A 23,740-nucleotide genomic window follows, 5' to 3' on the forward strand; every position below is an offset into this window, starting at 1 on the left:
CGGCTGCCGGACACTGAAAGTCCGGCAGCCGCCGTCGTGGTTGAACAGAAAGCAAGGGCTACTTGACGATGCCCTTGTCCTTGAGCCAGGCGGCGGCAGCGTCCTTAGCGTTCTGCTTCTGGCTGCCGCTGACTGCACGGTTGAGGTTGACCAGGTCATCGGTTGTCAGGATCCGCGAAACGGCGTTGAGGGCTTCCTTGGCCTTGTCGGTCATTTTTGCCTCGTTGTACAGGGGCAGGACCTGCTGGGCCTTGAAGTTGTTCTTGGGATCTTCGAGCACCACGAGGTCGTTGTCCGCGATGGACGGCGTGGTGGTGTAGATATCAGCCACCTGGACCTCATCGGTCAGCAGTGCCTGCAGCGTCAGGTTGCCGCCGCCGTCACTGAACGGCTTCAGCGCCTTGAGCTCACAGCCGTAGTTCGCCTTGAGCCCCGGGAAGCCGTAGGCCCGGGTTTCGAAGGTCGCCGGCGCGGCCATGGTCAGGTCCTTGCAGACCTTGGCGAGGTCCTCGATGGACTTCAACTGGTACTTCTCCGCCGTTGCCTTGGTGACTACCATGGCGTCCTTCGACTCAGCCTTTGATGCCTCCAGGACTGCCAGGCCCTCGGGGAGTTTCTCCGGCAGGGCCTTGTAGATATCGTCAGCAGAGACCTCGGCGGCCTCGGGGTCCACGTGCGAGAGCAGGTTGCCGGAGTAGTCCGGGACGAGGTCGACCGAGCCGTCCTGCACAGCCTTGAAGTAGATCTCGCGTGATCCGATGTTGGGCTTGGTGCTGGCCGTGACACCGGCAGCCGTCAGGGCGCCGGCGTAGATTTCGGCCACGATCTGGCTCTCCGGGAAGTCTGCCGATCCAACCACGAGCGGTCCGCCGGTTGACCCGCCGGTTCCACCAGTGGTGGGGGTGGACAGGGGATCGCCGCCGCCACAGGCGGAGAGCGCGACGGCGAGGCCAACGCCCGCCGCGAGGCCGGCAAGGCTCCGGCGGGTGATGGTTGTCCGTACTGGGTTCTTCATGGGGTGCCTCCTTGAACAGCAGCTGCCGCAGGCGCGGCAACCGTAAGATCGGCGGGAGCCTTGTGGCCGCCGTCGGGATCGGTGGACAGGCCGGGCGAGAGCACCATTCTCTGCACCGCGGCAAGAATAAGGTCGACGGCGATGGCCAGCCCCGCGATGAGCAGCGAACCGCCGAGCATCCGGGGAAAGTCTTGCAGGACCAGGCCGTCGAAGAGATACCGGCCGAGGCCGCCGAGCGGCAGGTAGGCAACAACCGATACGGTGGCAATGACCTGGAGCACGGCTGTGCGGATGCCGCCGAACATGACCTGCAGGCCGTTGGGTACTTCCACGCGGAAGAGGATCTGCAACTCGGTCATTCCCATGGCCCGGGCGGCATCAACCACTGTCCGTTCAACGCTGGAGATGCCCGCATACGTTCCGGCTAGCAGCGGCGGAACGGTGAGAATCACCAGTGCCCAAACCGGCGGCATAAGGCTGCTGCCTGCGAGCAGTGCGAAAAGGACGAGCAGCCCCAAGGTGGGGAGGGCACGCAGCGCGCCGGCCACGGCGACGGCAACCACGCGCCCCCGGCCGGTATGCCCGATGTACAACCCCACCGGGACCGCGATGCCGGCTGCTATCACCAGCACCAGGCCGCTGTACTGCAGATGCTCCAGCAGGCGGACGGCGATGCCCGAGCTTCCGGACCAGTGCGCGGGGTCGGTCAGCCAGGCGATGGTCTCCAGGAAGATGCTCATCGTGCCGTCTCCACAGCCAAGGGCAGGCCTGCGGCGTCTTTCATGCCTGAATCGGCAGGGGCTTTCGCAGCCCGCGTCCATGGCGTCAGCAACCGTTCCAGCAGCACCAGCACCATGTCCATCAGCAGGGCCAGCACCAGGATGGCCACGATGCCCACCACCACTTCAGTGACGAAGCTCCGCTGCAGGCCGTCAGTGAACAGCATGCCCAGGTTACCCACCCCCAGGAGGGCGGCAACACTGACGAGGGAGATGTTGCTGACGGATACCACCCTGAGCCCCGCGAACATCACCGGGAGGGACAGCGGCAGGTCAATCTGGAGGAACCGCAGCCAGGGCTTGTAGCCCATGGCCACCGCGGCTTGGCGCAGGTCTTCGTCCACGGAGTCGAAGGCATCCAAGGCGGCTCGCACCAGGAGCGCGACCGCGTACAAGGTGAGGGCAACAATAACGTTCAGAGGATCGAGGATCCGGGTTCCCAGGAGGGGCGGCAAGATGATGAACAGGGCCAGCGACGGGATAGTGTACAGCAGTGAACTTGCCGTCAGCACAACAGACCGGAGCGTGGCGTTCATCCGTGCGAGCTGGGCCAGCGGAATCGAGAGAACCAGTCCGAGCACCATAGGGATCAGGGCAAGGATCAAGTGCTGGCCCGCCCTTTCCATGACCATGCCGCTGTTCGACAGGAACCAGTCCATCAGAGCGCAGCCTGCCGGACCTGGCGGGCTTCTTCAATGACGGCCAGGACCTCCTGTGCCCTGATGGTGCCCAGGACGCGGCCCTCCCGGTCCACGGCCACACCCAGGCCCGAGGGCGAGGAGAGCGCAGCGTCCAGAGCCCGGCGAAGGGTCTCGCCAGGCCGGAACAGGGAGCCGCCGGGAATGAGTTCGCTGTCCGTTCCCGGACCCGCCCAGCCGAGCGGGCGCATGTCGCTGTCCACTACCAATTGCCAGCCTGACACAGCTCCGGCGTCCCCGGCGAAGCCCGAATCTCCCCGGACGAGCGTGGGCACCGGGTGGATCCCCACGCCGTCGGACGCCGTAAAGCCCAGATGGCGGAACCCCCGGTCCCGGCCGACGAAAGCTGCGACAAAGTCGTTGGCGGGGGCGCGCAGGATTTCCTCGGGGGTGGCGTACTGGGCCAGCTTGCCGCCCACGGCAAAGACTGCCACCTTGTCTCCCAGGACAGTGGCCTCGTCAATATCGTGGGTCACAAAGACGATGGTTTTGGCCAGGTCTTTTTGCAGCCGCAGGAGTTCCTGCTGCAGCTCGTCCCGCACCACGGGATCCACCGCGCTGAACGGCTCATCCATCAGGAGCACGGGCGGGTCGGCGGCGAGCGCACGGGCTACGCCAACGCGCTGCTGCTGCCCTCCGGACAGCTGGGAGGGGTACCGCTTTCCCAGGACGGACGCCAGTCCGACGACGTCGAGCAGCTCTTCGGCGCGTTTGCGCGCTTCAGCCTTGGGGACTCCGTTGAGCCGGGGAACGGTGGCGATGTTATCCAGCACCGTTCGGTGCGGCATCAGCCCTGAAGACTGCATGACGTAACCCATGGAACGCCGGAGTTCGGCTGCGGGAACGGAGGTGACGTCCTTGCCATCCACAGTGATGACGCCTGACGTTGGCTCGACCATGCGGTTGATCATCCGCAGCGACGTGGTTTTGCCGCAGCCGGACGGGCCCACGAAAACGGTGATCGCACCCCTGTCGATTGACATGGTCAGCTGGTCCACGGCAGGGTGCCCGCCCTGATACTGCTTGGTGACGCTTTGGAACTCAATCATGGCCTGGTCCATTGCGGGACTTACCTGTTCTGTTGGACGGCATCGGACTGCGGATCGACTCGGTAAACAAGCACACTGATAATCACGGTAACCCTCATCCCGACCTCAGCTTAACCAGTGGCGCACGGAAAGTGGGCGAAGGAATCCCTACTGTAATCATTCGGAGACCTCGCATGTGCGGATGGGAGGAGGTTGCGGAGGGACGCCAACGGCCCCGGCGGCCGCAGGGCTTTGGGCACTGACCGGGGCGCGCGGGGGGCCTAGAGTTGGACTGTGACCAATCTCGAAGTGACTCCCGAGCAGGAAGTTTGTCCACCGGCGGCCCCCGAAGACAGTTCGGGCCCTTGCCTGCAGCTCTGGCCGGAACGGGAAGTTCCGCTGGGTGGGGTGCGGGCCATGAATGTTCGTCGCACGCTACCCCAGCGGGGCCTGCCCACTATCGGTGCGTGGTGCTTCCTGGATAGCTTCGGACCGGACAGGACCGCAATGTCCGTGCTCCCCCACCCGCATATCGGGCTGCAGACCGTGACATGGCCGCTGGCAGGGCATATCCGCCACCGGGACAGCGTGGGCAGCGACGTCGTGGTCCGACCGGGCGAACTGAACATCATGACGGCCGGGCGCGGCGTCTCCCACTCGGAATTTGCTGTTTTGCCGTCGTCGCTCCCCACCTCCGACGGCGGCGGGCAGCTGCCGCTGCAGCGCGGGCTCCAGCTCTGGGTTGCGCTCCCGGACAGCCACCGGCACACGGAGCCTGCCTTCGAGCAGCACCGCGAACTTCCGTCCGTGACCGGTGAAGGATTCACCGCGACGGTGATGGTAGGGGAATTCGCCGGTGCGGCGTCACCGGCCACCATGTACTCCCCGATCGTCGGCGTCGACATCTCGTGCGCGGGCCCGGCCGTGCTCCCCCTCAACAAACACTTCGAACATGCCGTCCTGGTGCTCGACGGCGGGCTGGTGGTGGACGGGCAGGAGATTCCGCCGGGGCCGCTGGGCTACCTGGGCGTGGGACGGACGCAGCTGGCCGTTGAGGCGCTCCCGGACACCAGGTTCGTGCTCCTCGGCGGCGAACCGTTCCAGGAGGAACTCCTGATGTGGTGGAACTTCGTGGCACGCACCCATGAGGAAGTGGAGGAGGCTCGTGAGGCTTGGGAGGCTCAGGCCGGTATGCCTGGTTCCGAGGCCCGGGAAGCGCGCTACGGACTGGTGGAAGGGCACGGGCCCGACGCCGGTGCTGAAGCAGGCCGGATCCCCGCGCCCGTCCTGCCAACCGTGCGGCTGACGCCACGGAAGCGCGGTACCCTCCCGTGACGGGCCGTTGCCGGTAGGTCAGTCAGAACTGGCCGTCCGGCAGGCCCCCTTGGGCTACTCCTGCTCGGAGACCAGCTGCAGGACACCGAACACAGGTTCCTGGTCCAGTACGCGCACGTCGGTGATGCCCGCAGCGGCCAGATGCTTGCGGAAAGCGTCCTGGAGCGGGACAACATTCATTCCCAGGCCGCCGCCCAGAATGACGGGCCCGTCAATTCCCAGCTTCCCGAGCGCCTGCGCGGCCAGGGCTGCGAGGTCGCTGCCGGCCTGGTCGAGGAGCTCCTGGCTTGCGGCGTGGCCTGCCGCAGCCGCCTCCACCACCAGGCGCGCCTGCTGCGCCCAGAACCGGCGGCCGGTGTCCGGGGAATGGAACAGCGAGATCAGCCGGTTGGGATCATCCACCCCGCAGGAGGCCAGGAGCGCCGCCGTCAGCTGGTCGACCGGAAGGCCCTGGTTCATCCTGCGCAAGCTGTAGCGGACAGCTTCGCGCCCCAGCCAGTAGCCGCTGCCTTCATCGCCGAGGAGATAGCCCCAGCCACCGGCCCGGGCCTCTTCGCCTTTGGCATTCCGGCCCCAGGCCGCTGAGCCCGTTCCCGCGATCACTGCAACGCCTGTGCTGGCCCGGCCGGCCGCCAGCAGCAGGCGGGAGTCATGGACCACCGTAATCCTGGCTCCGGGAACGTGGGGTTCAATCAGTGCCGCGAGCGCTGCGGCGTCGTCATCCGTGTCGATCCCGCCTGCGCCGGCGTACACCTGGGAGACGCTGCCGCCGCCGATCCGGGCGAACAGGTCAGCGAGGTTGAAGGCCGCTTCCTCGCGGCTGACGTTTTGGACGTTGGAACTGCCGGCGGACTCGTCTGCGACCACCCTTCCGTCAACAAAACGGACCCCGCGGGTCTTGGTTCCCCCAATGTCCAACCCGATGACGGCTCCTGATAAGGGGCTGCGTCCGGCGGGGCTGTGTTCTGCGGAGGACGGGGTCAGGGGATTTTCGATGTCAGTCACATCACCAGCCTACTGATGCCCGTTCGGGAAGCCTGCGCCGCCGTCACCATTTCATACGCTGCGGGATTGGACGAGGCCTGCCAGCAGCTGTGGTCCCTCCTTAAGGACCATCTCCCGGAAAAGACGGACAGCGTCAGGTTCGGCATCGGGGCCGGGTTTACGCAATCGCCACGCCAGTCCGATTTCCCGGAAGGCCAGGCCTGACTCAATTGCCACTTCGACCCAGCCCAGGTTGCCGGTCTCCGGGCTGACCTCACGGCCCGGGCCGCTGCCGCCGGGCGGGAGGATGCTCACGCCAAGCCCGGCCGATACCAGCCCCCGCACCGTGTGGGAGTCCTGGCTTTCAAAGGCGATGCGCGGCCGGAAGCCTGCTTCGCGAAAGAGTGCGTCCGTCAGGGAACGCAGGCCATAGCCGGACCCCAGTGCCACAAACGGATCGGTCCGGATGTCCTGGATCCGGGCGCTGCGGCGGGACGCCAGCGGGTGGGAGTGATGGACTACCAGCCGCAGCGGTTCGCGGTAGAGCGCTGCCGACGAAACGGAGCGGCCTGCCTGCGCAACGGGAGCAGTGAGGGCCAGGTCCGCCTGTCCGGATGCCAACTCCGCGAGGCAGCTGTCCCTTGCACCCTGGCTGAAAGTGAAACCTGCTTCGGGGTGGCGGCTGCGGAAGGCGCTGACCAGCAGCGGCAGGGTGGCCTCGCCGAAGGTGTGCTGGAACGAGATGGATATCCTTCCCCGTACGACGTCCGATTCGTGCCGGACCAGGTCCAGCCCGGTCTGGAATTCGTCCAGCGCAGCTTCGATGAATGGAAGCAGTGTCCGGGCGGCGGCCGTCAGGCGCACTCCCCTGCCGTCGCGGATCAGGAGTTCGGTTCCGACGGCGGCGCTGGCGCGGCTCAGTGCGCGGCTCACCGTGGACTGCGGCACGCCCAGGAGCTCGGCCGTTTCGGTGATGTGCTGCGTCCGTCCCAGTTCGGCAAGGAGAGGCAACAGCGGCAGCAGTTGGGCCATTTGTTTCTGGTCAGCGTCCATGGAGCCACCTTTCCAGCCGGTCATTCCGTTCCATCTTTGATATGAAATTCAAGGCAAACATGCATTGGAAGCATATATTGCCCGGCGTCTATCGTGGAGAAATGGGCACAGATCAGCGTTCGGCCGGCAACGGGAGACCAGTTCCGACGTCGTGGGAAGGCCACCCGAAAGGCTCCGCTGCGTACGGGAAGGTCCTGGCTGGCCTGGCCTTTGCCGGCGTCGCCACATTTGCCCAGCTCTACTCCACGCAGGCCGTGCTGCCGATGATGGCAACCGACCTGCGGATTACAGCTGCCGAGGCGGGGCTCACCATTTCACTGGCCACTGTTGGGCTGGCGGTCACAGTCATCCCCTGGTCCTTCCTCGCGGACAGGATCGGACGTGTAAAAGCTATGGCCCTGGGTATCAGTGCCGCCACGGTCCTCGGCCTGCTCGTGCCACTCGCCGAAAACTTCGGGATACTTCTGGGGCTGCGGTTGCTGGAGGGAATGGCCTTGGGAGGGATACCTGCCATCGCCATCGCCTACCTCAACGAGGAAGTCAACAAGGCACATGCTGCCTTGGCGGCCGGAAGCTATGTCGCGGGAACCACCCTCGGCGGCCTCGCCGGAAGGCTCGTTGCCGGGCCCGTCGGTGAACTCTGGGGATGGCGGGCAGCCGCGTTAGCGGTGTCACTGCTGGCCACCGTGGCAGCGGTACTGTTCCTGCTGCTGGTCCCCAAAGCCCGGGGGTTCACGCCGGCGAAGGCGGCAGGCCTGCGGGGCGCGTTCAGGACGCTTGCCGGCCATGTCCGTAACCGGAGGCTGCTGGCCCTGTATGTCCAGGCGTTCCTGCTGATGGGCGGCTTTGTTGCCGTCTACAACTACCTCGGCTTCCGGCTGGCCGCCGCTCCCTTTGGCTTGCCGGCCACGTTGATCAGCCTGATCTTCCTGGCATACCTGTCCGGAACGGTCTCCTCACGCTGGGCAGCGGGATTGACTCTTCGCTTCGGGCGCCGGAATGTCCTGTTGGGAGGCGTATTCCTGATGGTGGCTGGGCTTGCCCTGACCCTCACACAAGTGCTGGCAATCATTTTGCTTGGCCTGGTGATATTTACTGGCGGCTTCTTTGCAGCCCACAGCATCGGCGCCGGCTGGACGGGCACCATCGCCTCGACGGGCCGGGCGCAGGCCGCGTCGCTGTACAACCTCTCCTATTACCTCGGATCCAGTGTCATCGGCTGGGCTGGCGGGCTGGTCTTCCAGTCCTGGGGCTGGCCAGCCCTGGCAGCAACCGTGATGGCGCTGGCTTGCCTCACCGCGGTAACTGTCGCCGTCGCCCATCCCTGGCGTGAGACCCGAACGGCCCCGGAACCGTCCGCCGGCTCACAGGAAGCTGCTGCTGCTTAGTTGCGAACTATCGGCTGGCCGAGCCTAAAAGTGCTGGCGATTATTCGGACACCCGGACTGCCCGCGGGGTGAATGGGCGGAATGGGACGTCTAGGATGAACTCAGCACACTTTGAGGAGATCCCATGAGCAGCAACGCCAAGAACGTCCGGACCGGGGCCCATTCCGAACCCCTGGATGCCATCGACGAGCGGCTGCTCGCGGCCTTGGTTGATGATGCCCGGATCTCCAACAAGCAGCTTGCCGAACTCGTGGGCATCGCGCCCTCGACCGCGCTCATGCGCACTCGGGCGCTCTCCGAACGCGGCATCGTGCAAGGCTTCGAAGCCAAGCTCAGCCTGTCCGCCATCGGACGGTCCGTGCAGGCACTCGTGGCCGTCAGGCTCAGGGCCCACGACCGGGACCAGATCGACCGCTTTACTGCCCGCGTCCCGCATCTTCCGGCGGTCCTGTCCACCTTCCACACCTCAGGATCCGTTGATTACCTGCTGCACATCGCCGTGGCCAGCACCGAGGACCTGCGGGACTGGGTGCTGGACAACCTGGCGACAGACCCTGTGGTTGGCCACACGGAGACAACCCTTGTATTCGACCACATCCAGGGAAACCACGGGCCGCTGCCCGAGTAGCCACTGCCCACGCTCCCGCACTGAGCGTGTGCTAGCGGCGGGCGCCCCGAACGGCCGTCCGCAATGCGAGTGCAGCGATCGCAAAGGACGCGGCGCCGCACAGCACCACAAAGCCGGTGACAGACGCTGCCAGCCCGAACACCGCCGTCGCCCATCCCAGTCCCAGTACCGGGACGGCGCTTCCCAGGTACGTGATGACATATACCGTGCTGATGACCTGCGCATGATGCGCCGATTCCACTTTGGCGGCGACGTCGTTGAAGACCACGCAGAAGGCCACCCCCTGCCCCAACCCGGCACAGATGCTGGCGGCAACCAGCAACAACGGACTGTCCCAAGCCGCGGAGGCAGCCAGCAGCAGCACCGAAACGCCCAGGACTGCCAAGCCCGCCGGGACCACATACCGGCCGCGGGCACGGAGGAGCTGGCTCAGGGCGGAGGCGCCCAGCGTCAGCCCCGCCAGGGCACCGATGACCGGGCGGGACTCGGCATCCACGATCTGGGCAAAATAGCCCGGCGCCAAGGACAGGCAGAATCCAAAGACTGAGAAGCTGAGGAACCCGACGGCGGCCGCGAGCCAGAAAGCCCCCCTCGCCTCCGTGGACACGGACGGCCGTCGCGGCGCCAGCGCCTTGAACGGGCTGGCGCCGTCCCCGGGCATGATTGCCGGCCGGGCCTGGAGCAGGTACAGAGGTACGAGCAGGGCGGCAAGCAGGGCGGAATGCACGTAGTAAGGTGCCGTCGTGTGCCCGGGCAGCGTGGACAGGAGTCCACCAATGGCCGGACCTGCCGCCACACCTCCCGCGGAGGCCAGGAGGGTAAAACGCGAGGCCCATTCCGGGCGGGTGGGCAGCAGCTCCCGCAGCGCGGCGGCACTTGCCCCAGTGGCCAGCGCCACCCCCACCCCCTGCAGGGCGCGCCCGGCGGAGAGAGCTGCCAGGTCATCCGCATGCGCGAAAATCCAGCCACCGGCAAGCCCCACAACAACAGCAAGGATCAATGCCGCCCGCCGGCCGATGTGATCCGACCAGTGCCCCGCCAGCATCAGGGTGGATACGAGGGCGAGCACGTAACTGGCGAAGGCAACGGTGATCCCGAAAGACGAAAGCCCCAATCTGGCCTGCAGCAGCGGATACAGGGGTGTAGCCAGGTTCGCGCCTACCAGCAGGGTAAAAATGACGGTACCGGCGATAACCAGCCGTGCAGTTGTGGAGGCATCCCAGCCCGCGCGGCCAGCGGTGGCTGGACGCATGCGGAGTTCACTGAAAACTGTCAATCTTGTGCCTTTGCTTCGACCGGCGCCGGGTGTCCTTGTGGGATCCGGCGGCAGGGTAAGAACGGATATCCTCAGATTGCGGCACAACTGCCCGATTGATCCTTTGTTCATGCAAGAATTGGTCAAAATCATCAATTCCTAGCCACATTCATGCCGGAAAGTGAGAGTTTTGAACAACACCCTTGACCCCACCGACCTGAAGATCCTGCTGGAGCTGATCCGCGATCCCCGCGTGCAGATCGGCGAACTCAGCGACTCTCTGGGTATCGCGCGCAACACTGCGCAGTCGCGTGTACGGCGGCTGCTTCGTGCCGGCGTCCTCCACGACGGCGGCCGCGAGATCGACCTCGAGGCGGTGGGGTACGACGTCGTCGCCTTCGTAACGATTGAAGTCACGCACCGGGAGCTCGACGGCGTCGTGTCGGCATTGCGGCTCCTCCCCCAAGTCCTGGAAGTCCACGAAATTTCAGGGCGGGGCGATGTCTGGTGCCGTGTGGTGGCCACGGACACCCACAACCTGCAGGCCGCGCTCCGCCAAATCCTCAGAATCAAGGGCGTTATCCGGACTGAAACCGTCCTGGCGCTCCATACGCACATCCCGTACCGGACCGAACCGCTGATCAGCAGGCTGGCACAGGGCGGGCAAACCCAGGCAACACGGCCGGCCCGGCCCCCCAGGGCCGCCCACGGGCAGCCAAGCGACTAGGCTTTCGAGCATGGATTGGCTCTCATATATCTCGCAGATCAATTGGCTGGCCGTGCTGGTCGCCTTCATTGCAAGCATGGTCATCGGCTTCGTCTGGTACCTGCCGGCCGTGCTGGGCAACAGATGGATGGCCGCGATCGGCAAGACGGAGGAGGACCTCAAGAACATCAGCGGCGGCGCCCGGATCTGGATCCCGATGATCGTCGCAGCAGCCCTGACAGCCATTCTGCTTGCGGTCCTGATCAGCAAACTTGACCTGGACAACGCCATGGCCGGAGGGTTCTTCGCCCTGGTCCTGGCCTTGGTTTTCCGAGCGGGTGGACATGTCATCCATAACGGCTTCGCCGGCCGGCCAGCCGCGGTCACCCTCATCGACTCCGGCCACGACCTCCTGGCGATGACCGTTGCTGGTGCGATCATCGGAGCCATGTCCTGAACCGCCGTCGCGCCGCCTCACCGAAAGGACCCTTCCACCGTTGACGATTATCGACAACGCCGTCTATGTGGACGGTGTCCGCAGCGCTGAACCAGAGTCCATGGAACAGACATTCGAAACGCTCGCCCACCACGGGGGCATGGCCTGGATCGGGCTGTACCGGCCGACCCAAGCGGAGATGGCCGCCGTGGCCAGCGAGTTCGGCCTCCATGCCCTGGCGGTCGAGGATGCGATTTCCGCGCACCAGCGCCCCAAGCTTGAGCGGTACGAGGACAACCTCTTCACCGTGCTCCGGCCGGCCCGCTACCTCGATGCCACCGAAACCGTGGAATTCGGCGAGCTCCACATCTTTACCGGCCGTAACTTTGTAGTCACGGTCCGCCATGCCGAGATGGCAGGGGTGGCCACGGTGAGGCGCCGGCTGGAGTCGCGGCCCGACCTCCTCCGGCACGGCCCGGAAGCTGTCCTGTACGCCCTGCTGGACAAGGTAGTGGATGACTATGCCCCCGTGGTGGCCGGGCTCGAGAACGACATCGACGAAATCGAAGACCAGCTGTTCAGCGGTGACAGCACGGTCTCACGCCGGATTTACGAACTCGCCCGGGAGGTCATCCAGTTCCAGCGCGCGATCCACCCACTCCCAGACATGATGCAGCAGCTCAAGCGCGGGTTCGAGAAGTATGGGGTGGAAACGGAACTGCAGCACAGCCTCCGTGACGTGGAGGACCACGTAGAGCGGGTCATTTCCCGTGCCGACTCTTTCCGCGACCTCCTCCAGAACGCGCTGACGCTGGACGGGACACTGACCGCCAACCGCCAGAACGAGGCCAGCGCCGAGCAGAACGAACAGGTCAAGAAGATCTCGTCATGGGCGGCGATCTTCTTTGCGCCTTCGTTCGTGGCCGGCATCTACGGCATGAACTTTGACCACATGCCCGAACTCCACTGGGCTCTGGGCTACCCCATGGCCATTGCCTTGATGGCCGGGACGGCAGGCCTGATGTACGGCATCTTCAAGAAGAAGGGCTGGCTCTGATGCCGGGCCCAGGGAACGACGGCGCCGCTGCGGCGGCGCTGGTCCATGGCCGGATCATCACTCCCGGCACAGATCACCAACTGGGCACCTATGGGCTCTTCCCGCCGTCGGCCGCCCAGCAGTGTATCCTGACGCCAGCCACCGTGCCGCTCACGGCCAAAAACGCTGAGCCGGACCTGCTGTGGGTGGGATTTGCCGAGCTCTGCGGGGGCGCTGCGGCCCTGGCCGACTACCGGGCGTTGGCGGACCAGCACAGCACGTGGGTCATCGACGGCGTTCCGGACCCCGAGGCGGTCTCGGCAGAAATGGCCCTGGGCTGGATCCGCTTCGCCGAAGCCGTGGAGGCCCTCCGGGAGCGGGGCCGGACGCTGTTCCTGATCGGGCGCAGCCCCCTCGACTGGGACCGCGCGACCGTCGCTTGGCGCGGCGCCCACGTTCCTGGCACTTCAGACGTGCCGGAAGCGATGGCCAGGATTGCCCGACACCTGGCGGTCCTAATGCGGGTGGAATCGGCCGCCGAGCCGGTTCCGGAAGGTATCTCCGGAAGCTAGGCGGCGTGAACGCCGATTTCCGCACCGTCGCCGAATACAAGACGGCGATTGGCTACCTTTTCAGTGAAGAACCGGTCGTGGCTGACTACCACCACGGCGCCGGGGAAATGCAGCAGGGCGCGTTCCATGACTTGGGTGCTGGAGAGATCCAGGTGGTTGGTAGGCTCATCCAGAAGCAGGACTGAGGCCCCGGAGAGCAGGCACTGGGCCATTGCCACGCGGGCACGCTGGCCACCAGAGAGGTTGCCGATCCGTTGCTTGAGGTCGGCATCGGAAAACTGGAACATCGCCAGAAACCGGTGGACGGATTTTTTCGTCGCAGTCAGCGCCAGGCTGTCGGGCATCGCGTTGACCGCGTGGGTGACCGTGTCGTCGTCGTTAAGCTCCTCAAGCACCTGGTTGTACGAGACCATGCCCGCTCCCTTGGCCCACGAGACCGAACCGGAATCGGCAGGCTCCTCGCCCGTGAGTGCCCGCAGGAGGGTGGACTTTCCGCTGCCGTTGGCGCCGATGACCGCGATCCGGTGCCCGCGGCCAATCTCGAAGCTCAGGTCTTGGAAAAGTGTCCGGCCGTCATAGGATTTGCCGAGCGAATCCACCCTGCACAGCACGTCCTTGACGTAGAGGCCGCCGTAGATCTCCGTGATGATCTGATCCACGGGCCGGGGCGTCCGCGACTTCTTGATCTTGGCCAGCTGGTTGGCCAGCCCCTTACTGGCCGCTTTGGCAGCCTCCCTGCGGTCCGAGATGCCCTCGGCTTCGAACGCCAGCAATTCGGACTCGTGCAGGAACTGGCTTTCCAGGCTCTTGAGCCGGAACTGCTTGGCTACGACGTACTCAGCGAAGTTGCCCGGGTACTCATGCAGGTGGAAGTTTTCCACCTCGACGATGCGGGTGACAACGGAGTCCAGGAATGTCCGGTCGTGGGAGACGATGATCGCCGCACCCTTGAAGGTCCGGAACCAGCCCTCCAGCCATTCGACGCCGGCCACATCCAGGTAGTTGGTGGGCTCGTCCAGCAGAAGCACATCAGGGGCCTCAAGCAGGATCTTGGCCAACGCGGCGCGGTTCCGCCAGCCACCGGACAGTTCATCGATGGAGCAGACACGATGGGCGTCGTTGAATCCCAGGGTGGTGAGCACTTTGTCGATGCTCCGCTGGTAGTCCCAGCCGTCCAGCCGGTCCATGTCCTCGAAGAGCTCCGATTGGCGGTGGATAAGGATGTCCAGTTGAGCATCCCCCGGCCCTGCGGCGATCTCGGCGTCGATGGCCGCCAGTTCAGTTTCAATGTCCTTGATGTGGTTGAACAGGCCGTCCAGGACCTCAAGGATGCTCGCCTCGCCGTCCAGTTCGGAGAACTGTGAAAAATAGGCGGTGCTGACACCCGGATCCAGGCTGATGGTGCCGGCATCCGGTGCCACTTGCCCGAGGATGAGCCTGAGGATGGTGGACTTGCCTGACCCGTTCCGGCCGATGAGGCCCACCCGGTCTCCCGGTTCAAGCCGGAAGAATGCTTCACGGAGCACCGGTGTTTTTTCGAAGCCGACGCTGACGTCGTTCAGCCGGATCAAACTCATTGACTCTGTCCAATCCAGGGAAGGTTCGTGCGCAGGAAACCGTCCGTATCAGACAGCCAAGTTTGTGGAGCTAAGGGGATTCGAACCCCTGACCTCTTCGATGCGAACGAAGCGCTCTACCAACTGAGCTATAGCCCCGGAACCGCCCGCTCTCCGGTGGGAGCCGCGGGGCCGGTGACCCTAGGCTACAAATTTTCCGGTCACTTTACCAACCGGGAGCCGAAAAGACTCCTTGGCCTGTGAGTCCGGCGGGCAGCAGGATGTCAGGCGCGCCGGCGCTGCAGGACGTCGTCGAGGTTGCTCAGTGCGCTCTGTGCTTTTGTCAGCGGCTTCGCGGCAGGCGCGACCGCCGGCGCGGCCGGAGTGCCCTGCTTCAGGGAGGGCTTGCCTACGGCCTTGGGCGACTCGGGCAGGTCCAGGGGCTCGGGTGCGGGCCGTTCGGCTTTTGCCGCGTCGACGTAAACCGGTTTGGGGACATCAACCGGTTCCCACGTTTCTCCGGCAGGTACTGAATCCTTGGCCGTGCTGGCGCTGGTGTCGCCTGCTTCGAGGGCAACGGCGAGGGCAGCCTGGCGCAGTTCAGCGGCCGTCAGGGGCTTGGGTTTTGGCCGGTGGGCTTCGGCGTCGAACAGCTGGCTTTCCGGCTGGGGCCCGGGCTGAGGTGCCGGGGTCTGCTCCGGTTGACCTTCACGGCGGGCCGGTGCACTCATCGCGGACCTGAACGCGGCACTGACCTTTTTCCTGCGGTCACGGACAGCAAGTCCACGCAGCAAAGCCAACGATCCAAAGACGGCCAGGAAGGCAAGAACCGGCAACAGGGGCGTGCCCAGCCCGAACGGCAGAAGCACACCGGCAATGACTGCGGTCAGGAGGGCAATGAGTGCCAGCAGCGCAATGGCCGTACGGCCGTAGCGGATGCGGAATCCACCGGTCCCTGCCCTGGCCCCGGGCTCCGCGGCGGCGTCCAATGCGGCTACGGGGCTCTTCCTGATGTCCATGGCTTTCTCCTGCTGGGCGGTGATGTTCATGACCGTCCCGGCTCTCGGGTCCGATGATTCAGTAGCTGGTGCGTCCGCCGTCATCTCGCCTGCGGCTTGAAACTGGTGCCGGCGGTTCCGGAGAACATACGGGGCAACCCAGACAATCCAGAGCACAACGGCAACCACAAGGATCACTGAGCTGCTAAGGGGGAAGTCCACAATCAAAACCGTATGAGCATTACGCCAAGCCCTGCGGCATTAGCCACGGTGTGTCGCCGGCAACGTGGCAAATCAATGGATTTATGACGGCGCGGGACCTAGGAGGGGCGGGACGCCAGCCAGCGGGGAAGCAGCCCATCCGGGACTTCTTCCGAGGTCAGGGCGAAGGTCCGGTGGTCTGCCCACTCCCCATTAATATGCAGGAAGCGCGGCCGGTAGCCTTCGTCGCGGAAGCCGAGCTTTTCAACGACGCGCAGGCTGGGGCCGTTTTCCGGACGGATGTTGATCTCCATGCGGTGCAGCCCCAGAACCTGGAAGCAATGATCCGTAGCCATAGCTACGGCCGTTGGAGCAATGCCGTGTCCGGCCCGCGCCTGGTCCACCCAATACCCCAGCGTTGCCATCATGGCCGAACCCCACACAATGGATGACACTGTCAACTGGCCAACGATGGCGGGAGCAGCTTGCTGGGGACGCCGCTCTGTGATGAGGAACGGCAGCGCGGTGGACTGCGCTGCCTGGATCTTGAGGGACCGCACCATCTGCCGGTAGTCGGGCAGGCCGCCGCCAGGAGCCGGGTTGGACGCCTCCCAGGGAGCAAGCCATTCGCTGTTCCGCCCCCGGACCTCCGTCCACTCCTTTTTGTCCCGGTACCGGATAGGGCGCAGTACCAGGTCCCCGCACTCCAGTGTGACGGGCCAGATGGGGCCGGCGCGCACGGTGCGTTACTTGGAAAGACCGGCGGTGAAGCCGGGCAGCCATTCGCGTAGACCGGGCCCGAGGTCGTCGCTGTCGATTGCCAGCTGGACGCAGGCCTTGAGGTAACTAAGTTTGTCGCCGGTGTCGTAACGGCGGCCACGGAAGATCACGCCGTAGACCCCATGGCCTTCATTGTCGCCGGCGGCCAGTTCCTGCAGGGCGTCCGTGAGCTGAATCTCGCCGCCACGCCCCGGTCCGGTGCGTTCCAGTACGTCAAAAACAGCGGGGTGCAGGACGTAGCGCCCGATGACGGCGAGGTTGGACGGCGCTTCCTCCATGCTCGGCTTCTCCACGAGCTCGTTAATCCGCACGTAGCTCTCACCGTCGATGTCCTGGATGTCAGCGCAGCCATAGGCGCTGATCTGTGACGGTTCCACCTCGATCAGGGCGACGACTGACCCGCCGGTTTTCGCCTGGACTTCGATCATGGTGCTCAGCAGTTCGTCCCGGGCGTCGATCAGGTCATCGCCCAGCAGGACGGCGAACGGTTCGTTGCCCACGTGCTGCTTTGCACGTAGCACCGCGTGGCCAAGCCCATTGGGGTCGCCCTGGCGGACGTAATGGATGTCGCCGAGGTTGCTGGCGGCCTGGATCGAGGAGAGTTTGGCGGTGTCGCCCTTGTCCGCCAAAGTAGCTTCCAGCGCCGGAACCCGGTCAAAGTGGTCTTCGAGGGCCCGTTTGTTGCGTCCGGTGATCATGAGGATGTCGTGAAGCCCCACTTTGACGGCTTCCTCGACGACATATTGGATGGCAGGTTTGTCGACTACCGGGAGCATTTCCTTCGGCATGGCCTTCGTGGCAGGCAAGAACCTGGTGCCGAGTCCCGCTGCAGGAATTACGGCCTTACGTACTGTCTGGTTGGTGGTAGTCACTGGACTAATCTAGCGGAGGGAACATTCAGACAGTAATCATTGGCCCGGTGAAGCCCGGCCCCGGACAACGGGAAGTTGAGCCATTCATGACCGCCGGCAACAGCTCGTACAAGGAACAGATCCGCGCGCGGCACAGGGCTGCACGTGCCGCCATGGACCTCGCCACCCGCGAGGCAGCTGGTGCCGGAATTGCGCACCACGGCCTCCACTGGGCTGAACAGTGCTCAGACGGAATGCCATCCACGTTTTGTGTCTACCTGGGGGTCCACTTCGAGCCGCCCACCGTCCCGCTCATCGACGCACTTCACGGCCGAGGGCATAAGGTTCTGTTGCCAATCTGCGAACCGGGGCGCAGGCTCAGCTGGGTTTTCTGGGCACCGGGCGGTGAACTGGTCCGAAGCAGGTATGCCCCCATACTCGAGCCGGCAGGGACACGCCACGGACTCGAGGTGATTGCAGGGGTGTCGGCGCTGTTCATGCCCGCCACCGCCGTGGACCGCGACGGCAACCGGATCGGACAAGGCGGCGGCTACTACGACGTTTTCCTCAACTCCCTGGACAGCCTGCGGCCTGGCCTGCCTTCAGCGGCAATCGTCTATGACCAGGAAGTACTGCCACAGGGCAGCATCCCCGCGGAGGACTTTGACAGGAAGGTCCCGGCGGCCCTCACTCCCTCCGGTGTCGTTCCGCTCCGCGCGGCTTGAGCAACACCGGCTCCGCGGCTGGATTTCGCAGTTGGCATTCGCGGTTGGCCTTCGCGGTTGGCCTTCGCGGCAGGGATGATAGAATTGGCACTCAGGCCCTGCGACTGCTAATGGACGGCAAAGATCGTCCTGGCAGCACGGGACCTCTCGTTTGCCCAAGAGGAGGAGCACCAGTGCCAACGTATGCGTACGCCTGCAAGGATTGCAGCCATGCCTTCGACATTGTCCAGTCGTTCACGGACAGCACACTGACGTCCTGCCCCGAATGCCAGGGGACCTTGCGCAAGAAGTTCAACAGCGTAGGCGTGGTCTTCAAAGGCTCCGGTTTCTACCGCACGGACTCACGGGACAGCAAGGGAAGCGCTGTATCGCCCGCCCCTGCTACGCCAGCTGCTCCGGCACCTGCCCCGGCCACCGCTGCTGCTGCAAGCTAACGACCAACCCCGCTCATTAGCCCCTGCAGTAATGGTTCCGTGCTGGGCGGGTTTCCAGGCTAATTTAGCCTCCCCTGTTTCCAACGCCTTTCCTGGGCCCCTCAGCAATCCCGGCTTCAGGTTGTCCACATAGCCCTCAACCGGCCTGCCCTGGACCAGTCGCCCGGAACTAGCGTGGGCCTATGCCTGTCCCACTGTTACACCCCTATCAAAGAACCCGCCGCAGCAGGGAATCCAATGCGCCCGGGCGCCAACCCCGCAGGACCCGTCCCCGGCCGGCCGGCCGTCCGCCCGGCCGACGGCTTGGCCCTTTGCTGGCCAGGAACCGTCGCCTGGCCATAGCGTTCCTGCTGTGCTTTGCGGCCGCCGTTGCCGTCCATCAGCTGACTCCGGCCCCTGCCGATTCGACGACAGCACTCGCAGCAGCCAGGGATCTTCCGGCCGGTTCCTCGCTGGCGCCCTCGGACGTGGCCGAGGTAAAAGTGCCGCCGGGGATGTTGGCTGCGGGATTCATCCGGGGCAGTGCCGAGGCAGAGGGAAAGCAGTTGGCTGCCCCGCTCCGCAAAGGGCAGCTCCTCACTGACGCCCAACTGCTGGGACCCGGCCTGCTCACGGGAACTCCCCCAGGGTCCGCTGCCGTTCCGCTGCGGATGGCGGACCCGTCATCCATCCAGCTCGTGTCACCGGGCCAGCTGGTCAACGTGGTGCTCACGGGCACCAACGGCTACGACCAGCAGGCTCCTCCGGAGGTTCTGGCGACGGCAGTCCCGGTGCTCTGGACCTCGGGCCAGGGCGGCAAGACCGGGGAATGGCTCGGTACCGCCGAGACAGACGGCCTGATCGTGGTGGCGGCCCGCCCTGAGCAGGCAGCCCGCCTGGCGGGTGCCTCCACGCAGGGCAAGCTGTTTTTCGTCCTGGTGACGCAACCACCAGGTTGAGCCAGCCCGCCTGTTCTCCCGGGGCCTGTTGTCCCGCGGCTGCCAAGCTGTCTCGGTCGGGCGGCGCCCGTCAGGCAAAGGTCCCGCGGTGACCTAATGGACGCGTGGCCGTCAGCCCCAGTGCGGCGGCTTCTGCTCCTTCAGCCAGGCGTCGTGGTCGTCCTCCGAACCGTCGCCCCAGCGGCGGGGATCGTCTTCAGCGGCTTTGTTGGGAAGGATGCCCTCGGTGCCTGCGGCAGCCTGCGCCGAGGCCGGAGTGGATGCTTTGCCCTCGTGCGCCGTGTTGTCCTGGCCTGCGTTTTCCTGCGCGGTGCCCTCGCCGGCCCGTTTGCCGCCAGCGGCATCTTCGCCGGCCGGACCGGCGGTGCCGTGTGTTGGGGTCATAATGACCGCCTCCTCCTTATCCGAGCGTGCGGCCCGGTGCTGTTGGTTCTCCGGCGCGCCAGGCTGCACCTGCTGCCGGTGGTCGGCCCGGACGGGACGGGCAGGCTCGAGGCCAACATTCCCGTAGGCCTCAAGTGAAAGCGGGTCGACGTCGTCATCGAAGAAATTGGCTGAGGCAGTGACCCGGCCAGGCAGGACCACTTTCTCCAGGCCCAAATATCCGGCAATGCGGTCAGCACAGGCCGACGGGTCTGTGAAGACCTCAATGGTCCACAGCGGCATGTACCGCCACCCGAGGCGCTCCAGCAGTTGGGGCCGGAGCCTGCTCCGCTCGCGGACGCTCATGGTCCGGTACTGCTCGGTGCCGTCAGATTCGATGGCCACCGGCCAGGGGGTCTCGGGGTCGTCCTGGCCCATAGTGCTAAGCGGGTCCGCCGCGGCTACGACGTCAATGACGCCGTCGTACTGGTGCCAGACACGGGCGCCGCGGGCACGCAGGCGGTCTCCGAGGTCCGCTACCAGCGGGTCAGCGCCGAGCGCCTGCTCGCTGGCCGCTGCCCGGGACGCAGGCGTGCCAAGGTTGGTGTTGCCGGCGATCTCGCGGTCCAGCAGCTCGTAGAGGTCGACCGCGCCGTGGGTCAGCCTGGTGTGGTCCAGGTCCTCGGGCCGGAAGCAGGTCAGTACGTGCAGGGACCTGCGGGCGCGCGTCATGGCGAGGGCGAACTTTTCGCGGCCGCCCTCTGCGGACAAAGGACCGAAGTTGTGCAGGGCCCGGCCGTGTGGCGTGCGTCCGAAGCCAGGCGAAAAGATCACGTGGTCCCGGACCAGGCCCTGCGCGCGCTCAAGATCAACAACGCGGAAGGACTCGGGGCCTGCTCCGAAGAACCCGGCGAGGCCGGGATGGTTGGGCAACTGCAGCCTGATGGACTCGCCAATCCTGGCCGCATGCCGGAGGCTGGCCGTCACCACGGCCAGTGACGTGCGCGGGCGGAGCCGTGCGTGTTCAAACACCAGGTGTACAACGCGGTTGACCTCTGCCACGACGGATTCAACACCCTCGTGGTCGGCGCTGGGCAGCCCGGTGCCGTCCGGCAGGTACTCGACCAGCAGCGCCCTGTCCAGACCCGTGGCGGACTGGCCTTCGGGGAGTCGGCGGAGGCCGCCGTCGTAGAAGTTCTTGCTGAGCTGGAGGACCAGGTCTTCGTCGACGGCCCGGTACACAAAGTTCAGCCGCCAGACGGGCAGGACGGCCGATAGCGCGGAGAAGGCGCTCTCCACCCGTTGGTGTGCCGTTTCGCCGGCTGCGAGTCTTTCCACTCCCACAGTGAATGTACGCGGGCTGGCAATCCGGGAATCACCGAAGGCAATGACCTGCTTGGCCCGTGCGATGGAAGGCAGAACTGCCTGGAGGGATGTGGCTTCAGCGTCCAGGACAACCACGGCGTCAAAGCGTTGCTCGGCCGGTAGGAGCCCGGTCATCAGGTACGGGCTCACGGACCAGACAGGCACCAGCATGGGCACCAGCGCGGGCGCTTGGGCGGTCAGCGCGGACAGTGTGACCCGGCCGTCTTTCAGCAGGCTCCGAAGCAGGGCAGCCTGGCGCGGATGTTCGGCGATGGCGGCACGCCACCGCTCGGACAGGTCCCAGCGAAGGCGGGCGGCACCGCTGGCGACATGCGCGTTGTCGGCGAGCCTGTATTCGGCCTCCAGCTGCCGGAGGGCGTCGCCGTCGGACATGGCGAGGTAGTCGTCGCCGCTGATCATGGCTTCCAGGGCGGACTGCCACCAAGCGAGTTCAAGCTCCGCTGCCACGGACCCGGCCGGGACCTCCCGCTCGGCGAGGTCGTTAAGGAGTTCCCCCAAGCCGTGTTCGCGCATGTTCTCTACCAGCAGCGTGCGCTCGGGCAGGGTTTTCAGCGTCTCGGTGTCGGCGACCAGACGCTCAAGGCGTTCCATGAGTTCCGGATATGGCGTGGTTGCCAGGGAGCCGCCCGCCTCCGTATGGCGCAGGGCCTCCCCCAGCTCAGTGAGCTCACGGTCCAGCGACCGGTACATCATGTTCATTTCGGCAAGGCCGGACGGCACGGCGGGGTGGCGCTGGGTTGTGGCATAACCGGACCACAGTGCCCGCTGTTCCTGCACCAGGATCAGGGAGCTGTGAAGGTCCGCGATGTGCACGCCGGGACGGACGTACTCCTTCGCCACGCGGCGCAAGCGGGAACGCTGCATGGACGCCATGTCGATGTTCCGCTCACGCCGCCACGCCGAGGACGCGGTCGCCGAAATCAGGTCATGGACAGGGCGGTCGAAAATGTCCGGCGTGAACTTGTCCAGGCTTTCGCGCACCGCCATGAGGAGCTCAAGCTGCTCACCCCATTCGGCAAATGAAAGGCCAAGGCGGATTTCGGCGTGCTCTGCAACAGCGTTCATCCTCTCGCGCAGGACCGGCAGGTTTTCCTCCACGGAGCGGGCCAACTGCTGGGCCTCTTCCGTTTCCTTGCGGGTGAGCAGCCTTGCCCCGTGCCAGGGGCTGGTGGTGGACGCGCGGCTGAAACTGCCCAGCTCAGCGGCACGGCGGAGCCGGCCGGCGAGTTCGTCACGGTCCCGGATGTTGTCCAGGACGCTCCGCTTGAGCCGGACCGTGGTGGCCGGGGCCGGCTGGATGGAGGTTAACTCAGCCAGTGACTGCATGGCCTGGTAGGGCGAGCACCCCCAGCGCTGCCGCACGTTGTGCAGGGACGCCACATGGTCCGTCAGGGCGTGGCGGTGTTCGGTGAGGGTTTTATGCAGGTTGCCAAGCTGGGGCTCGAGGGACTTCTCATTCCGGACAATGGCCCGGACGAGCTGCGCCTTGAGCTGCTGCGGAGTAGCGGTCCCTGAAAGCTGGAACATGATGGACTCAAGCCCGAGGGTCTCCAACTGGGCGGACACTTCGTTGAGGCTGGCACGGCGGTCCCCGACCACCAGCACGGTCTTGCCAGCATCCACCAGAGTGCCGATGGTGTTAATGGCGGTCTGCGTCTGGCCCGTCCCGGGCGGGCTGCTGACCACCAAGGAGTCCCCCGCACGGGCGGCGTCCAGCACGTACTGCTGCTGCGCGTCAGCGTCCAGCAGAAGCAGTTCATCGGCTGGGTGGCGCTGGTCGACGCCGGGGAAACGGGAGACGTCCGGCTCGTCCACGTCCACCACGGCACCGCTGGCAGCCGTAGCCAGGGCGGCAACCAGTGGGTTCCCTTCGTTGATCCATGGGTCGTCGAGGTTTCCGGACAAATCGGCGAAAGTCGAGACCAGCAGGTTGTGCTGCGCCTCCGCACCATGAATCGGCCTGATGAGCGTCGCCAGCCGGTCCAGCACCGGTTGTGGATCGAAGCGGGCAGTACTGTACGCAAGGCGGGTGACGGCGTTGACGTCGAACACAATCCCGTGGATGTTCTTCAAGTGACGGACCAGCGCCGGATTGATGTGCGCCTGTTCGGTGAGCTGCAGTTCGTAGTCATCTTCCCCGGGGCGCACCGTCAGGGAGATCGCTGTGAGCATCACCGGCGCGGAAATGCGCTGCGGTTTACCCCCGACGGCGGAGGTCCACACCACCGTACCGGCGGACAGGTAGCCGGCGTCGATACCGCGGTCATTGCCGAGTTCGAAGATTTTGGAGCGGATGTTCCGGGATGCCCGAGCCGCGACCACGTACTGCTGGTGATCCCGGATCAGGGTTGAGAGCCGCGTGCGGCGGCCCGCCATCAGCTGGGCAAGACCGGATGGGTGGGCGTGGGTGAGGTCGATGGAACCCTCAGGTGTCTTGGTGAAACGCAGCATGGTGTCTGCCCCGGTGACGGGCTTGAGACCGGACAGCCATTTCCTGAACTCCTCGGAGCCCTCCGGGTGGCCTTGACCAACTGACACTACTGCCTTCTTTTCTGCGTTTTCACGTGACGCCCTGGACCATACCGGCATACTTTC

22 protein-coding genes and 1 tRNA gene are annotated in these 23,740 nt (G+C 65.4%); 10 read left to right on the forward strand and 13 right to left on the reverse strand.

Annotated features, from left to right (window positions below; genetic code table 11):
• Positions 1-58: 58 nt before the first annotated feature.
• Genes ACFC25_RS00110 through ACFC25_RS00125 form a run of 4 tightly spaced genes read right to left on the reverse strand, consistent with a single transcriptional unit; the run spans position 59 to position 3,553 of the window.
• Positions 59-1,015 (reverse strand): ABC transporter substrate-binding protein, encoded by a 957-nt coding sequence (locus ACFC25_RS00110; RefSeq protein WP_337345662.1) that lies wholly within the window; start codon positions 1,013-1,015, stop codon positions 59-61.
• Positions 1,012-1,755 (reverse strand): ABC transporter permease, encoded by a 744-nt coding sequence (locus tag ACFC25_RS00115; protein ID WP_376042997.1) that lies wholly within the window; start codon positions 1,753-1,755, stop codon positions 1,012-1,014. Before ACFC25_RS00115 ends, ACFC25_RS00110 begins: the two co-directional genes overlap by 4 nt.
• Positions 1,752-2,453, reverse strand: a complete 702-nt coding sequence (locus tag ACFC25_RS00120) for an ABC transporter permease (protein ID WP_376043000.1) — start codon at positions 2,451-2,453, stop codon at positions 1,752-1,754. Before ACFC25_RS00120 ends, ACFC25_RS00115 begins: the two co-directional genes overlap by 4 nt.
• Positions 2,453-3,553: an ATP-binding cassette domain-containing protein gene (locus ACFC25_RS00125; protein WP_337345659.1), complete on the reverse strand. Its 1,101-nt coding sequence runs from the start codon at positions 3,551-3,553 to the stop codon at positions 2,453-2,455. Before ACFC25_RS00125 ends, ACFC25_RS00120 begins: the two co-directional genes overlap by 1 nt.
• 261 nt (positions 3,554-3,814) lie before the next feature.
• On the opposite strand from ACFC25_RS00125, the gene ACFC25_RS00130 reads away from it, so the two are divergent.
• Positions 3,815-4,855 carry a pirin family protein gene (locus tag ACFC25_RS00130; RefSeq protein WP_376043003.1) on the forward strand — a complete coding sequence of 347 codons (1,041 nt, stop codon included), beginning with the start codon at positions 3,815-3,817 and terminating at the stop codon, positions 4,853-4,855.
• 54 nt (positions 4,856-4,909) lie between these two features.
• Here the strand turns inward: ACFC25_RS00130 and ACFC25_RS00135 are convergent, their stop codons facing one another.
• Together ACFC25_RS00135 and ACFC25_RS00140 are read right to left on the reverse strand one after the other, a co-directional pair.
• Positions 4,910-5,860, reverse strand: a complete 951-nt coding sequence (locus tag ACFC25_RS00135) for an N-acetylglucosamine kinase (protein ID WP_376043006.1) — start codon at positions 5,858-5,860, stop codon at positions 4,910-4,912.
• 51 nt (positions 5,861-5,911) lie between these two features.
• A complete protein-coding gene (locus ACFC25_RS00140; RefSeq protein WP_376043009.1) occupies positions 5,912-6,892 on the reverse strand; it encodes a LysR substrate-binding domain-containing protein in 981 nt (326 codons plus the stop codon).
• A 101-nt stretch (positions 6,893-6,993) separates the two neighbouring features.
• Here ACFC25_RS00140 and ACFC25_RS00145 point away from each other — a divergent pair, with 101 nt between their 5' ends.
• Both ACFC25_RS00145 and ACFC25_RS00150 read left to right on the forward strand, forming a co-directional pair.
• Positions 6,994-8,280 (forward strand): MFS transporter, encoded by a 1,287-nt coding sequence (locus ACFC25_RS00145; protein ID WP_376043012.1) that lies wholly within the window; start codon positions 6,994-6,996, stop codon positions 8,278-8,280.
• 124 nt (positions 8,281-8,404) lie between these two features.
• A complete protein-coding gene (locus ACFC25_RS00150; protein WP_337345655.1) occupies positions 8,405-8,908 on the forward strand; it encodes an Lrp/AsnC family transcriptional regulator in 504 nt (167 codons plus the stop codon).
• A 31-nt stretch (positions 8,909-8,939) separates the two neighbouring features.
• On the opposite strand, the gene ACFC25_RS00155 is transcribed toward ACFC25_RS00150, so the two are convergent.
• Complete coding sequence (locus ACFC25_RS00155; RefSeq protein WP_376043016.1) at positions 8,940-10,184, reverse strand: MFS transporter; 1,245 nt, start codon at positions 10,182-10,184, stop codon at positions 8,940-8,942.
• A gap of 169 nt (positions 10,185-10,353) precedes the next feature.
• Between ACFC25_RS00155 and ACFC25_RS00160 the strand changes: the two genes are divergently transcribed.
• The 4 genes from ACFC25_RS00160 to zapE are packed head-to-tail and all read left to right on the forward strand — an operon-like array spanning position 10,354 to position 12,913.
• Complete coding sequence (locus ACFC25_RS00160) at positions 10,354-10,890, forward strand: Lrp/AsnC family transcriptional regulator (RefSeq protein ID WP_337345653.1); 537 nt, start codon at positions 10,354-10,356, stop codon at positions 10,888-10,890.
• A gap of 10 nt (positions 10,891-10,900) precedes the next feature.
• Complete coding sequence (locus tag ACFC25_RS00165; protein ID WP_337345652.1) at positions 10,901-11,326, forward strand: DUF1761 domain-containing protein; 426 nt, start codon at positions 10,901-10,903, stop codon at positions 11,324-11,326.
• A gap of 40 nt (positions 11,327-11,366) precedes the next feature.
• Positions 11,367-12,362 (forward strand): magnesium/cobalt transporter CorA, encoded by a 996-nt coding sequence (gene corA / locus ACFC25_RS00170; protein WP_376043019.1) that lies wholly within the window; start codon positions 11,367-11,369, stop codon positions 12,360-12,362.
• Complete coding sequence (zapE, locus tag ACFC25_RS00175; protein ID WP_376043022.1) at positions 12,362-12,913, forward strand: AFG1/ZapE family ATPase; 552 nt, start codon at positions 12,362-12,364, stop codon at positions 12,911-12,913. The genes corA and zapE overlap by 1 nt, the downstream gene beginning before the upstream one ends.
• On the opposite strand, the gene ACFC25_RS00180 is transcribed toward zapE, so the two are convergent.
• The 5 genes from ACFC25_RS00180 to galU all read right to left on the reverse strand — a co-directional run bounded on the left by ACFC25_RS00180 (position 12,910) and on the right by galU (position 17,320).
• Entirely contained in the window at positions 12,910-14,490 is a 1,581-nt protein-coding gene (locus ACFC25_RS00180) for an ABC-F family ATP-binding cassette domain-containing protein (protein WP_376043024.1), read from the reverse strand. The two genes, zapE and ACFC25_RS00180, sit on opposite strands and share 4 nt — an antisense overlap.
• Before the next feature lie 65 nt (positions 14,491-14,555).
• Positions 14,556-14,628, reverse strand: a tRNA-Ala gene (locus tag ACFC25_RS00185).
• Between the two features lie 125 nt (positions 14,629-14,753).
• A complete protein-coding gene (locus ACFC25_RS00190) occupies positions 14,754-15,689 on the reverse strand; it encodes a hypothetical protein (RefSeq protein WP_376043026.1) in 936 nt (311 codons plus the stop codon).
• Positions 15,690-15,787: 98 nt separating this feature from the next.
• A complete protein-coding gene (locus ACFC25_RS00195; protein WP_337350902.1) occupies positions 15,788-16,408 on the reverse strand; it encodes a GNAT family protein in 621 nt (206 codons plus the stop codon).
• 6 nt (positions 16,409-16,414) lie between these two features.
• A complete protein-coding gene (gene galU, locus ACFC25_RS00200) occupies positions 16,415-17,320 on the reverse strand; it encodes a UTP--glucose-1-phosphate uridylyltransferase GalU (RefSeq protein WP_337350901.1) in 906 nt (301 codons plus the stop codon).
• Positions 17,321-17,406: 86 nt separating this feature from the next.
• Here galU and ACFC25_RS00205 point away from each other — a divergent pair, with 86 nt between their 5' ends.
• The 3 genes from ACFC25_RS00205 (at position 17,407) to ACFC25_RS00215 (ending at position 19,396) form a co-directional block, all read left to right on the forward strand.
• Positions 17,407-18,024, forward strand: a complete 618-nt coding sequence (locus tag ACFC25_RS00205) for a 5-formyltetrahydrofolate cyclo-ligase (RefSeq protein ID WP_376043030.1) — start codon at positions 17,407-17,409, stop codon at positions 18,022-18,024.
• Between the two features lie 173 nt (positions 18,025-18,197).
• The gene (locus ACFC25_RS00210) at positions 18,198-18,458 is read left to right on the forward strand and encodes an FmdB family zinc ribbon protein (protein ID WP_376043033.1); all 261 of its coding nucleotides are present in this window, start codon (positions 18,198-18,200) and stop codon (positions 18,456-18,458) included.
• 311 nt (positions 18,459-18,769) lie between these two features.
• Positions 18,770-19,396, forward strand: a complete 627-nt coding sequence (locus ACFC25_RS00215; protein ID WP_376043036.1) for an RcpC/CpaB family pilus assembly protein — start codon at positions 18,770-18,772, stop codon at positions 19,394-19,396.
• A 111-nt stretch (positions 19,397-19,507) separates the two neighbouring features.
• Here ACFC25_RS00215 and ACFC25_RS00220 read toward each other — a convergent pair whose 3' ends face one another.
• Entirely contained in the window at positions 19,508-23,734 is a 4,227-nt protein-coding gene (locus tag ACFC25_RS00220; protein ID WP_376043039.1) for an AAA family ATPase, read from the reverse strand.
• Between the last annotated feature and the right edge of the window lie 6 nt (positions 23,735-23,740).

The sequence above is a fragment of the Pseudarthrobacter sp. NPDC055928 genome (genome assembly GCF_042270935.1).
GTDB lineage: Bacteria > Actinomycetota > Actinomycetes > Actinomycetales > Micrococcaceae > Arthrobacter.